This window comes from Pseudophaeobacter sp. (assembly GCF_048267565.1).
Taxonomy (GTDB): Bacteria; Pseudomonadota; Alphaproteobacteria; order Rhodobacterales; family Rhodobacteraceae; genus Pseudophaeobacter; species Pseudophaeobacter profundi.
Map to the genome: position 1 here is coordinate 1 of NZ_JBLWXG010000010.1, position 11,870 is coordinate 11,870.

Consider the following 11,870-nt stretch of genomic DNA (forward strand, 5'->3'; position numbering starts at 1 on the left):
CACAAAATCAACCGAAAAATCCTCTTCGTCGAGAAATCAAGCGAGTTTCCACACGCCCTCGGCTGGCTGCAGCCATTGTTGCTAAGGGCTAATGAGGTCAGTTCACACTTCTCGTTTGCACGTGAACTAAACCGCAGCCGAAAGGGTGGGTAGGTTGCGACGGTTGTCTGCTCCCGCAACCAATAAATCATAACAAAATAAGACACTTAACGCCTCCCTTGGGAGGCTTTCTGCGTTGCTGCTATATGCGCAGTGCTACAACGGTGCTACGCGCCACAGCAAACAACAGCAGCAAAGGCGCACTATATTCCAAACCCGTGGAAGCACTCTGGAAGCAGTTCGCGCGCGAAACACAGCGACAAGCTCCCTTCCAATACAATCCCCAAATGTGAAAACTAACAGGACATACTGTCGGTGCTGTCGGTGCTGTCGGTGCCGTCAGCCGCATGGGACAGGTCCAGACGAAAAGCGCCCGACCGTCGCCTTGGTTTGAGAACAGGCTAACCTTGAATGCCGGACATTTCAGGAGCGCAGGGCATTTCGAATGAAAATGGGACTCGCGTCAATCAAAACAGGACTGGCAAAGCTGACAGCCAGACCCAAAGGGCTAGACGACTTCAATGTTGGTGTTTCGGAACTGATCCAGCAGGGCTTCGGGTGCGGCGCGGTTGGTGATCAGTGTTCCGATCTCTGCCACGTCCCAGGCACGAACACGATTGGTGGTACCCAGTTTCGTGTGATCAGCCAATGCGACGGTCCGCAGGGCTTGCGCGGCCATCGCGATGGAGATTTCGGCCTCTTGCAAGTCATAGAAAAAGGACCCTTTTTCCGGGTGCAGGGCAACGGGCGCAGAGAAGCAGAGTTCGACCTCAAAGCGACGGATCTCCGATAGGGTGAGTTCGCCCACTGTGGCAGGCACATCGGTAGCGATCCGGCCGCCCAGCAGCAGTACGTCCATTCGACCTGCCTGCAGTGTTGTGGCAATGTCCAGTGAATTGGTGATAACAGAAACGCCTGGGACTTTGATCAATTCGCGGGCGAAGACAGCGGTGGTTGATCCGGCATCCACCATGATTGTCTGGCCGGGCTGGATCAGGCCGACCGCTTTCCTGGCCATTTCGGATTTAGCCCGGATCTGCGTCGACATGCGTTGGTGGAAAGGATCCTCTGAACGGGCTTCGGGCAGGACGGCACCGCCGTGTACCCGCGTCACTTTGCCAATCTCCTCAAGGTCGAGCAGGTCCCGCCGCACGGTTTCGCGCGACACGCCCAGCATTCCGGCAAGGTCATTGGCGCTGACCTGCCGGTTCGCGGTGAGCATCGACAAAATCCGCTGGTGACGCTCCTTTGCCCACATCAAGCCATTCCCTTGTTCCGACTGCGACGTCCGATAAGCGCCAGAGTTATCCTCATGGACAGGATCGCTACACAGACCACGGCCATCACGCAAGTGGAGAAGGCCGCCGCCTGTGAGGTCAGCCCGGCATCGTCGAGGCGCATGATCGTCACGGCGGCGACACTCAGGTTTGGGGTGGTCAGGAAGACCACGGCTGAAAGCGTCACCATGGAGCGCATGAAGAGGAAGAAAAAGACGGAGACCAGCATTGGCGCGACAAAGGGCACAACGATATCCCGGGCGGTGCGGCCAAGTCCGGCGCCAAGACTACCTGATGCTTCCTCCAGTGCAGGCGGCAATTGGCGAAAGCCTGTTATCACGGTCAGGAACCCCTGTGTGTGGTAATGGTAGAAGTTGATGATGGCGATCAGCGCGGCGGTACCATAAAGCAGGTAAAGCGGTGTCGCAGTGGAGTTGAAGGTCAGGATATAGGCCAGACCGAGGACCATTCCAGGAACGGCGGCAGGCATCGCCGCGAGGATCTGTATCGGCTGGGCGAGCGCTTGCGGCAGGCGGCGCAGGCCAAGCCCCAACATGAACACAGCAATGGTTCCGCCGACCGATGCCCCCAAGGATACGACGATGGTCATCCAGAGGGACGAATACCCGCCTGCCAGGGTAATGTTGTAGTGTTTGAACGAAAACGACATGTTGTAGGGCCACAGTTTTACAAAACTGGCATAGATCACGATCCCGATGACGGCGACAATCCCCGCACAGATCAGCAGTGAAACCGTTGCGATGCTCAGGTCGCGCAGCGGTGAAAAGCTGGGTTGGTAGGCGACCTGTCCGGTGGTCTGCCCTGCCTGCTGCCGCTTCATGGCCTGCCGTTCGATGCTGTAGGAAATCACCGTTGGCAGCAGCAGCATGATGCCAACGACGGCGCCCATGTTGAAGTTTCTCTGCCCAACAACCTGACTGTAGATCTCGGTTGCCAGCACGGAATAATCGCCACCGATCACGGCGGCATTGCCAAAATCGGTGATGGTGATGGTAAAGCAGACAAAGGCTGCGTTCAGGATACCGAACCGCGCGGCAGGAAGCGTCAGGTCGCGGAACTGTCGCCATGGGGACGCGCCCATGACCTCGGCTGCCTCGTAGGTGCGCGCGTCCAACAGGACCAGTGCCGCACCGATGATCATAACCGCCTGTGGCAGCGCGTAGAGCGTGTTGGCGATCAGCAACCCCCAGAAGCCGTAGATCTCGATCTCGATCCCAAGCGCCCGACTGATGACGCCATTGCGCCCCAGCAGAAAGATAAGCCCAAGTGCCTGCACCAGCGAAGGCGCCAGCAGTGGCAGGACGATGATACCTCGGATCAGCCATTTGCCCCTGAAGGCACAGCGATAGAGGCCCTGCGCAAGGATGAAGCCCAGAAAGACACTGAGCGCTGTGGTCGCGCCGCCCATCGTCAGTGAATGCCGCGTCGCCCGCCAGAAACCGGCAGAGCCAAGCACCTCGGTGTAATTGCCGATTCCGTAGCCGTCTGCGACGGTGATGGAACGCAAAAACACGATGACCATTGGATAAGCAAAGAACAGGATCAGCCCGATCAGTGGCAAGCCAACGCAGGCCAGCGTCAAGAGCCGGTCGGCGTCAAGGGACTGGCGCGAGCGAGGGCGGGAAGTCTGGTCAATGCTGCTCATGCTGGAATGGCCTTGGGCTGATCGGCGTCATCAAGAACCCAAGTGCAGTCCTGTGATGCGATGCTCAGGTGGACTTTGTCGCCTGTGCAGCAGCAGGGTCTGCCGTGGGTCTCGACCAGTAAAGGTCCGGTGGGACTGTCCACTTCCAGTCGCTGAAGATTGCCTAGAAAGCTCATGCTGCGCACTGTAGCGGTGCCATCCTCGGCGGGTATCAGCTCGATCTGTTCGGGGCGGATGCAGGCCAGATATGTCTCTGTGCTTGCGGGGCGTGTTGCCAGCAGATCCGGGTAGAATTTTGCCACGTCTTCGGCGGACAGCAAATTGCTGCTTCCCATGAACTCCGCCACGAACCGTGTGGCAGGACGGTGGTACAGATCCTCGGGCGTGCCCGCCTGAACGACGATGCCATGGTTCATGCAGATAATCTTGTCGGCAAGTGCCAGGGCTTCTTCCTGGTCATGGGTCACCATGAGCGTCGGGATTTCAAGCGAGCGCTGCACCTGCCGGATCTCATCGCGCAATGTCGCACGAACCTTTGCATCCAATGCCGACAGGGGTTCATCCAGCAAGAGGACCCGTGGATCGACCGCAATTGCCCGCGCCAGGGCGATCCGCTGTTGCTGTCCGCCGGACAGCTGGCCGGGGAGCTTATTGGCCACCTGCGGGAGCTTCACCAGCTCCAAAAGCTCTGTCACCCGCGCTGCGATTTCGGATGAGGGAACATTGCGGATTTTGAGTCCGTAGCCGATGTTTTCGGCTACGCTCATGTTGGGAAACAGTGAATAGGACTGGAAAACAATGCCAAAGCCGCGTTTGCGGGCGGGCAGGTCCGATAGGGCCATCTCTTCGAGCGTGATTTCTCCTCCGTCCAGCTCGGTCAGCCCTGCGATAAGCCGCAGCAGGGTGGTCTTGCCGCATCCCGAAGGGCCAAGCAGGCAGACAAATTCTCCCTTCTCGATCTCGATGGATACGCGGTCGAGCGCGGTAAAGGTGCCGTAGGTTTTTGTGGCGTCACGGACGGTCAGATACATCGGGGTGCTTTCCTTGGCGTTCGGGTGGTCCACGACCAGGCCCGAAATTGTACCGGGGCGGCTCTTGGCCGCCCCGGTGTTTGGCTCAGCGGCCGAACTTCTCTTTCCATTGTGCTTTCACAGCGCTTTGCTGGGTCGACGCCTCAACAAAATCTACATCGGCAAGGATCGTCGAAATATCAGCGGGCAGGCCAGCGGCCTCGGCTGCTTTGGATGCGTCAACACCTGGTATGGTGATCAATGCCTTATAGCTTTGATACAATCCGATGGCTTCGTCTGACATGGTCCAATCAAGGAATGCCTGAGCGGCCTCCTTGTTGTCCGAACTTGCCATCAGGCCGGAGGCCTCTAGCTCGTAACCAACGCCACCTTCGGGAAAGACCATCGCCAATGGGTAGCCTTCTTCGATCGATTGCATCGCGGTAAAGGCCAGCGAGATGCCGACGGTATATTCCCCCACACGCGCCGCTTTGCAGGGCTTTGACCCAGAAGAGGTATACTGCGCCATATTGGGGTCGATGGCTGCGAGTTTGGCCCAGCCGGCCTCTGTACCCATGCCCTGCAAGACCGCGTTGACGTGCAGATACCCGGTGCCGGAAGAATTCGGGTCAGGCATCACCACCTCGCCCTTGAAGGCAGGATTCTCAAGATCTGCCCAGCTGGTTGGCATCGGCAGGCCTTTTTCTTCCAGTCGGGCTGTGTTCACGCAGAAGGCGCCCATATAGCCGATCGGGGCGAACCACTTCCCGTTTTCGCCACGGAATCTGTCAGGGAGCACCTCGACCCCAGTCGCCTCGTAGGGCTCCATCATATCAAGGATCTGCGGGTCCATCATGGCGCTGACCGCCCAACCCCAGATCACATCGGCCTGCGGGTTCCCGGCCTCGGCCAGAAGCCGCGCACCCAGCTTACCGGTGGAGAGGCGCAAGACGTTGATCTTGGTGTCGGGCATCGCCGCCTGCGCTGCTGCAACATATGCGGCGATCTCTTCTTCTTCCAAGGCGGTGTATACAGTCAGGTCATCGGCAATGGCGGGCGCGGCAAAGCCGAGCGCCGCCATTGTAAGAGCGGTGGTCTGCATCCAGGTTTTCATATTGATCTCCTTGTTGGTCCATACTGTTGGCCCGGACCTGTATCCGGAAGACTGCGGGCCCTTGCGAAGACCCGTTCTGATTGCCCCGTTCAGTTCTTTGAGATTGGGGTTATTTGTGTAGTCTTGCGTTTTTGTGGCATTTGTCTACAATTAATTTGCAACGCAGGTAGTCACAGCCTGCCAGAACCCGCATTCGAGGAATTTTTATGCAGATGATCCCCCCCCATCCTGAAACGGACTTGAAGGCTCAATTTGCAGCGAGTCTGGCCGATGCGACCGACGCCATGGCCATGACCTTTTTCCGAAAGCCACTGGATGTTGAGGCCAAGGCTGACGATTCTCCGGTCACCCAGGCGGACCGGGCCATTGAGAAAGAGATGCGGCGTCAAATCTCTGAAAGGTTCCCCGCAGATGGCATCCTTGGCGAAGAGCAGGAAGCCACGCGGCTGGATGCGGCCAATCTGTGGGTCATTGATCCGATCGACGGAACCAAGAGCTTTCTCTCTGGCATGCCAACCTTTGGCACGCTGATCGCATGTCTGATCGATGGGAACCCCGATCTTGGGCTGATTTCCATTCCGCCCACCGCCGAGCGTTGGATTGGTCAGCGTGGCAAACCTACTCTGCTGAACGGCACCCCTTGTCGGACGAGCGGCAAGACTCTGCTCCGCGATGCTATTCTATATACAACCAGTCCGGACAGCTTTGATGTCGCGGGTCTGGCGCAGTTTGAAGCGCTTTCAAAGCGGACCGCGCTGCGGCGTTTTGGCGGCGACTGCTATGGCTATGGCTTGCTGGCGTCAGGTCATGTCGATCTATTGTTCGAGATGAACCTGCAGCCCTATGACTACATGGCACTTGTTCCGGTGATCGAAGGCGCGGGCGGTGTGGTCACCGATTGGGATGGCCAGCCGTTGACGTTGCGCTCCGAGGGGAAAGTCGTGGCAGCTGCCAGTGCCGCGCTGCACGCGGAAGCGCTGGCGGCACTGCGCCGGGATGAAAGTGATCGGCAATCCTGAACTTGCCCAGGGGGAAGCTTTCTCTGGGCGTCGCGGTCAAACCTGGGGGAACGATCATGCTGAATATTCCGAAACGAGGCGTTGCGGTGGACGTCCGAAGATCTGAGGTGTTCAACTTCTCGACTAGCTTTGCTCTCGCAAATTGGCTGCTTTAACCGGCACATCAGGGTGGCTGTTCGCTTGGTGCAATCTGTCCCGTGCTACAGCGGCGCCGGGGCTGGATCACGCTACTTGGCTGACCCCTCTGCTCTGCGTCTGAACATGCTGAACTGGAAGGATTGGCTCGCACCGCCTGGTGTCGTGTGCAGGTGATGACACTGTTTCACGGGGATGAACTCTCGCCCCAGGCATTCTGCCAGTGTCTCTGGACTGTAGCGCACCACTGGCAGGCCGCTGCATTTTTCGGGGCCGTTGAGGTCAAATGTCGCTAGTATCGCCCACCCTCCGGGCGCGATCGCAGTTCTTAGGGCCGTGAGATAGGACGCACGATCCTGGGGGGCGGTCAGGAAGTGAAACGTCGCCCTGTCGTGCCAAAGGCTATAATGCCGCTCCGGTTGCCATTCGGTGATGTCGGCAGCGACCCATTGAACCTGCTCTGCAACATCGCCGAGCCGCTGCCGAGACATTTCCAGCGCGGTCTTGGAGAGATCGAGGACGGTCAGGTCGGTAAAGCCGCGATCGAGCAGAGCATCCACCAGGTTCGAGGTGCCGCCGCCGATATCGATCAGTGCCGCATCGCGGCTGACATGAGTCCTTTCGATCATCTCAAGAGAGATGGTAGGGGCGTCCTGATACCAGCTGACCTTGGCCTGGTCTTTTGTCGTGTAGATGCGCTCCCAATGATCGTTAGGCTTGCTGGTCATTTCTTTCTCCAGAAACTCTACCGGATTATATCAGATTGCGCGCCCGATGCACCTGTGACGGTGAGATGGCGATCAGGTCGCCCTCATGCAGTGCCCCATCGTCGCGCCGATCGGCCACCGGAAAACCGGACATTCGGTGTAGGACGCCAGCCCAGTATTATGTTGCTTCGGCTGGCTTTTGAGGCACTTGGTATCGGCCGTCACAACCGGTATTCGGGATAGTGTTGGCTGGCTCTGCATCATTACTTCCCGCACTGCACGGATGCGCCAGCCGATATCCTCGGGGCCGAGGCGCGCCGGGTTGACCCGACCGCCCTTGACGACATGAACGCCGAAATCACGGGTTCACGCTGCTTCTAGGCAGTCTGAGAGCGGCAGCAAAGTAATCCATCCCAATCATGATGGGATCGACGGGGGGCTCCTCGACTTTTTCAAACATGAGCTCCCCCTTTACAATTTCAGCTTCGCGCGTCCGGCATGCTGTCTGCATCTTGCGCATCTGTCGCCGCATTTTCAGAACCGGGTGATGACGGTGGCGCCGACGGACTGGAACTTGTCCATGTTCATCAGGGCCTCGGGCGCATCCGCAAGGTCGATCTGATTGCCCACCAGCCGCGCCGGATCGAGTTTGCCGCTGGCCACCATGTCGAGCATCGCGCCGTAGCGGTGCGCCTGCATCCCGTGCGAGCCGAGCAGCTCAATCTCCTGCGCCACGATCTTGGGCATGGGCACGGCGGGGGCGGCGTGCTCGCCCAGCATCAGCCCGACCTGAATGTGTTTTCCCCGCGGCCGCAGGCAAAGGATAGAGTTTGTCATGGTAACAGGATGGCCGAGCGCGTCGAGCGAGACATGCGCGCCGCCCCGCGTGATCTCCTTGATTGCTTCGGCCACATCGGCCTCGCCACCGTTGATGACGGCCACAGCACCGAGGTCTTTCGCGAGGTGCAGCTTTGCCGGATCGAGATCCACGCCGATGACATTGGCCCCGGCAGCGGCCGCAATCATGACGGCCGACAGGCCAACGCCGCCGCAGCCATGCACGGCGACCCACTGGCCCGCGCTTACCTTACCTTGATCAATCACCGCGCGGAAGGATGTCGCGAAGCGGCACCCGAGGCTGGCCGCGGTGGCAAAATCCATGCTCTCGGGCAGTGCCACAAGGTTCAGGTCTGCCTGGTGAATGCCGACATATTCGGCAAAGGATCCCCAGTGCGTAAAGCCAGGCTGTTCCTGGTGCAAGCATACCTGCTGGTGCCCCGCGTGGCATTCGGAGCAGCTGCCGCAACCGCAGATAAATGGTACGGTGACCTTGTCCCCCACCTTCCAGTTGGTGACATCCTTCCCCACCGCCTCGACCACGCCCGCCAGTTCATGTCCTGGAATATGCGGCAGCTCGATGTCGCTGTCATGTCCCATCCAGCCATGCCAGTCGCTGCGGCAGACACCTGTTGCTGCGACCTTCAATACGACTCCATGCGCCTCGGGGCTCGGGTCATCCACCATGGCCAGCTTGGGGGCCTCTTGGAACTTTTCAAACAGGACAGCTTTCATGGTGGTGTCTTTCCGTTGCGGTTTTCAGGTGCGCAGATCATAGCGTTCAGCCTGGAAACAACTTTGCCAATCTTGCATGATTTCCGGTAATCTGGGGCGGGAACCCCTCCCAATCTGCCAATTTCGAAAGGTTTCTGCCCTTGCCTGACATTGATGTTGTAAATTCCCACATCCTGTCCCTGCTACAAGACGATGGCCGCATGACCAATGCAAAGCTGTCCGAAAGGCTGGGCATGAGCGAAACACCCTGTTGGCGCCGCCTGAAACGGCTGGAGGAGAGCGGCGTCATAGAGGGCTACCAGGCCAACCTCAACCGGCGCAAGCTGGGGCTGGGTGTCATGGCCTTCGTGCAGCTTCGCTGTTCGGAACACGATCAGGCCGCAACGGCAGAGTTTCAGCGGATCGTCGAGACGACCCCGAACATACTGTCCTGTCACAATACCACGGGCGCAGACGATTTCCTGTTGATCGTCGTTGCCCGAGATCTTGACGATTACAGCAGCTTCGTCGACAGCACCCTGCGCCGCCTGCCGGGAGTGACCAGCATTCGCTCAAACCTTTCGCTGAAAGAGATGAAGGCATCTAACAAATTGCCAGTACTGCCACCTGCCGCATCGTGATTTTGTAACATCAGTCGGGGCTGGTGCGGGCTGCCTCGGCGATGAGGTCACATATACGATCAGCGTCGCCGAGTTCATGCGCCAGCAAGAGGGCGATTTTGGCCAGGAACAGATCCCGCTTGTCGGCTGTGAAGGAATCCAGTGTGGTGGCCAGAGCGTCATAGACGCGCTCAATGTCGATTTCTGTCATGTAAAATCTCCATGATTGCGGGCAAGGGCCGCCATGACTTGTGCTGCCGTTGCCTTGGTCCAGCGGGATGCGACATGCATGTCGGGGCGAATGAGGTATGCGCCATCTGCACCAAGTTGCAGGGCCATATCGACCGCCGATCCTGTCGGGATCACAACAGTCGTCAATTCATCGTGCGACACGGCCTCGGAAATGGCCGTGCTGCAGGTGACGAGCGTGAAGCCGCTGCCAAGCAGATCGGTCAAATATCCGCTATGGACGCGCACTTCCGGTAATACCGCACCGGGTAATGGGCCACCGTTAAACCCCACATCATCCATTTCGGTGATCGGGCTGTCGGAATAGGTGTAAGGCGTCATCTGCCGCGGGTTGGCAAGCTGCCCGGCAAAGGGATGGCTCAGCGCGAGGCTTAGCGCAGCGTCTCTCATAAGCTGCCAGCCGGGCGTCGGCGGCGTCATGAAACGCGCCGATTTCGAGGCATTGGCAAAGACATCCAGCGTCGCACCGCGGCGCTCTGGTGAATAGCTTTCGAGCAACGCGTCTTGCGCGCGGCCATCCAGCACCCGCGCGAGTTTCCATGCGATGTTCTGCGCATCTGCCAAACCGTTGTTCAGCCCGCGCACCCCGAAGATCGGCACGATATGCGCGCTGTCCCCGATGAAAAACACCCGGCCATCGCGGTAGTCGTCCAGCGCCAGGGTGTTGGCGGAATAGATGCTCCACCATTCAAGATCCCATGTTCCGTCATAGCCCAGATCGTCGAGAACCGCCTGCACCGAAGCGCGTACGGTGGTCTCGGCGATGGCTGCGTCTGCATCTTCGTCGTCGCGCAGCTGATAATCGATCCGCCAGATGTCGTCGGGCTGCTTGTGAACCAGCACCGTCCCGCCCCGTCGGCAATCCGGATCGAAAAGCGCCCGGCGGATCGTCGGGTAATCATGCGCCATCTGCACATCGGCGATGACATAGCGGCCTTCATAATTTTCCCCCTTCAGCCGCAGCCTGCGCATCTTGCGGATTGCGCTGCGCGCGCCATCAGCGGCCAGAACCCAGTCGGCGGTCATCTTGTAGACACTCTGTGGATCGCGCACCGTCAGGCATAGGCCACCGTCCTGATCTTCGATGCCCTCGACGGTGCTTTGCCAGCGCGTTTCGATCAGCGGTTCCCGTGCGATGGCGTCCCAGAGGAATTGTTCGATGTACTGCTGCTGGATGTTGTACATCGGGCGGTATTTCTCGTCCGGGCCATCTGGCATATCGAATTCGAGGATCTGTTGCCCCCGGTAGAAGCTGCGCCCCGTCGTCCAGCCAAGCGCCTTGTCGAGAAAAGGCGCCACAACGCCGAGTCGTTGGAGAATGTATAAGCTCGACCGTGAGACACAGATCGCGCGGCTGCCGTCGTTGAATGTTGATTTCGCATCGAGGAGCACTGATGCGATCCCCTCTCGTGCCAGCGCCAACGCCGCCGTCATGCCCACCGGTCCCGCGCCAACGATGGCCACGCGCGCGCGCCCCTCAAGATGTTTGCGGTCTTCCGGGGCTTTGAATTGCGGATAGTCGAAATAAAGCGATTGCGTTTCTGCGCGGCCCTGCGGTCTCATGTGGTGTTCTCCCTCGAATAAGGCGGAAGATAGCAGGCCGGGCGCGACGCCGTCTGTCCCCTGCCTGGGGGGACATGCTACTGTCTGCGCATGTTACCGGATGCACTTAAGATCGATGCCTGCCTTGCTGCCCTGGGATCAGAGAGTTTTCCTCTGGTCTATGTCGATTTTGTCGAGACCCTGGGCGTTGACCAGATCATGATTTTTGCCATCGAAGACGCGCGGGCGCGGTGTCTGCTGTCGTGCCATTACGCCAATGCAGCCCTCGCCGAGCAACTGGCCTCGGCATATCTCGACGGGTGTTTTCTGCGCGATCCGCTGCTGCCTGATCTGCGAGAGGCGCGGCCGAACTGCATCGAGCTGCGCACCCTGGAAGAGATCACCGAAGCGATGGACCAAGACTACCGCGAGAGGTTCTTTGATGCGCCGGGGTTGACAGCAAAGTCCACGGTGCTGGCGGTGGGCGAACGGCTTCGGCTGTTCGTCAGCCTCTATTGCGCCGATACAGGCAATCCCGATCCGGGGCTGTCACGCCTTGCCGGGCGGTTGGCGCTGATGCATTTCGAACGCGCGGAGGACACAGGTATCCCCGCCGCCCTCGCCATTCTAAGCCAGCGCGAACAGGCCGTCTGCGTTGGTATCCTTTCGGGGCAAAAAGCCGAAGTGATCGCCGCCGACCTTGGTGTTGCGCCCTCCAGCGTGGTGACCTACCGCAAAAGGGCCTACGCCAAGCTTGGTATCACATCGCGCGCGGGTCTCTTCGCGGTCTGTTCTGGATAGCTGTTCCAGGGCCCCTCAACTGATGAGCGAAGCATGGCAGCATAGGGGCAGGATAGCGTTGCAAAGATCGCTGCGCAGTC

11 protein-coding genes are annotated in these 11,870 nt (G+C 59.1%); 3 read left to right on the plus strand and 8 right to left on the minus strand.

What is annotated here, in order from left to right:
* Window positions 1-607: 607 nt before the first annotated feature.
* The 4 genes from ACN0VH_RS17270 to ACN0VH_RS17285 all read right to left on the minus strand — a co-directional run bounded on the left by ACN0VH_RS17270 (window position 608) and on the right by ACN0VH_RS17285 (window position 5,166).
* The gene (locus ACN0VH_RS17270) at window positions 608-1,357 is read right to left on the minus strand and encodes a DeoR/GlpR family DNA-binding transcription regulator (protein WP_417701533.1); all 750 of its coding nucleotides are present in this window, start codon (window positions 1,355-1,357) and stop codon (window positions 608-610) included.
* A complete protein-coding gene (locus tag ACN0VH_RS17275; RefSeq protein ID WP_278923977.1) occupies window positions 1,357-3,042 on the minus strand; it encodes an ABC transporter permease subunit in 1,686 nt (561 codons plus the stop codon). The genes ACN0VH_RS17270 and ACN0VH_RS17275 overlap by 1 nt, the downstream gene beginning before the upstream one ends.
* Window positions 3,039-4,073, minus strand: coding sequence for an ABC transporter ATP-binding protein (locus ACN0VH_RS17280; protein ID WP_417701536.1), 1,035 nt, complete (start codon window positions 4,071-4,073; stop codon window positions 3,039-3,041). The genes ACN0VH_RS17275 and ACN0VH_RS17280 overlap by 4 nt, the downstream gene beginning before the upstream one ends.
* Window positions 4,074-4,158: 85 nt before the next feature.
* Window positions 4,159-5,166, minus strand: a complete 1,008-nt coding sequence (locus ACN0VH_RS17285; RefSeq protein WP_417701538.1) for an ABC transporter substrate-binding protein — start codon at window positions 5,164-5,166, stop codon at window positions 4,159-4,161.
* A 206-nt stretch (window positions 5,167-5,372) separates the two neighbouring features.
* On the opposite strand from ACN0VH_RS17285, the gene hisN reads away from it, so the two are divergent.
* Window positions 5,373-6,185, plus strand: coding sequence for a histidinol-phosphatase (hisN, locus tag ACN0VH_RS17290; RefSeq protein ID WP_417701540.1), 813 nt, complete (start codon window positions 5,373-5,375; stop codon window positions 6,183-6,185).
* Between the two features lie 227 nt (window positions 6,186-6,412).
* On the opposite strand, the gene ACN0VH_RS17295 is transcribed toward hisN, so the two are convergent.
* Together ACN0VH_RS17295 and ACN0VH_RS17300 are read right to left on the minus strand one after the other, a co-directional pair.
* The gene (locus ACN0VH_RS17295) at window positions 6,413-7,048 is read right to left on the minus strand and encodes a class I SAM-dependent methyltransferase (protein ID WP_417701542.1); all 636 of its coding nucleotides are present in this window, start codon (window positions 7,046-7,048) and stop codon (window positions 6,413-6,415) included.
* Window positions 7,049-7,561: 513 nt separating this feature from the next.
* Window positions 7,562-8,599, minus strand: a complete 1,038-nt coding sequence (locus tag ACN0VH_RS17300) for a zinc-dependent alcohol dehydrogenase family protein (protein ID WP_278923982.1) — start codon at window positions 8,597-8,599, stop codon at window positions 7,562-7,564.
* Between the two features lie 140 nt (window positions 8,600-8,739).
* Between ACN0VH_RS17300 and ACN0VH_RS17305 the strand changes: the two genes are divergently transcribed.
* A complete protein-coding gene (locus ACN0VH_RS17305) occupies window positions 8,740-9,219 on the plus strand; it encodes an Lrp/AsnC family transcriptional regulator (RefSeq protein WP_278923983.1) in 480 nt (159 codons plus the stop codon).
* Window positions 9,220-9,229: 10 nt separating this feature from the next.
* On the opposite strand, the gene ACN0VH_RS17310 is transcribed toward ACN0VH_RS17305, so the two are convergent.
* On the minus strand, window positions 9,230-9,409 hold the full coding sequence (locus ACN0VH_RS17310; protein ID WP_417701544.1) for a hypothetical protein: 180 nt from the start codon (window positions 9,407-9,409) through the stop codon (window positions 9,230-9,232).
* Window positions 9,406-11,010: an FAD-dependent monooxygenase gene (locus tag ACN0VH_RS17315; RefSeq protein ID WP_417701546.1), complete on the minus strand. Its 1,605-nt coding sequence runs from the start codon at window positions 11,008-11,010 to the stop codon at window positions 9,406-9,408. Before ACN0VH_RS17315 ends, ACN0VH_RS17310 begins: the two co-directional genes overlap by 4 nt.
* Window positions 11,011-11,100: 90 nt before the next feature.
* On the opposite strand from ACN0VH_RS17315, the gene ACN0VH_RS17320 reads away from it, so the two are divergent.
* A complete protein-coding gene (locus ACN0VH_RS17320; RefSeq protein ID WP_278923986.1) occupies window positions 11,101-11,790 on the plus strand; it encodes a helix-turn-helix transcriptional regulator in 690 nt (229 codons plus the stop codon).
* Window positions 11,791-11,870: the final 80 nt, after the last annotated feature.

Coding starts and splice junctions, on each gene's coding strand:
- ACN0VH_RS17320 (WP_278923986.1), top strand. CDS start 11,101: ATGTTACCGGATGCACTTAAGATCGATGCCTGCCTTGCTGCCCTGGGA.
- ACN0VH_RS17295 (WP_417701542.1), bottom strand. CDS start 7,048: ATGACCAGCAAGCCTAACGATCATTGGGAGCGCATCTACACGACAAAA.
- ACN0VH_RS17310 (WP_417701544.1), bottom strand. CDS start 9,409: ATGACAGAAATCGACATTGAGCGCGTCTATGACGCTCTGGCCACCACA.
- ACN0VH_RS17275 (WP_278923977.1), bottom strand. CDS start 3,042: ATGAGCAGCATTGACCAGACTTCCCGCCCTCGCTCGCGCCAGTCCCTT.
- hisN (WP_417701540.1), top strand. CDS start 5,373: ATGCAGATGATCCCCCCCCATCCTGAAACGGACTTGAAGGCTCAATTT.
- ACN0VH_RS17270 (WP_417701533.1), bottom strand. CDS start 1,357: ATGTGGGCAAAGGAGCGTCACCAGCGGATTTTGTCGATGCTCACCGCG.
- ACN0VH_RS17315 (WP_417701546.1), bottom strand. CDS start 11,010: ATGAGACCGCAGGGCCGCGCAGAAACGCAATCGCTTTATTTCGACTAT.
- ACN0VH_RS17285 (WP_417701538.1), bottom strand. CDS start 5,166: ATGAAAACCTGGATGCAGACCACCGCTCTTACAATGGCGGCGCTCGGC.
- ACN0VH_RS17280 (WP_417701536.1), bottom strand. CDS start 4,073: ATGTATCTGACCGTCCGTGACGCCACAAAAACCTACGGCACCTTTACC.
- ACN0VH_RS17300 (WP_278923982.1), bottom strand. CDS start 8,599: ATGAAAGCTGTCCTGTTTGAAAAGTTCCAAGAGGCCCCCAAGCTGGCC.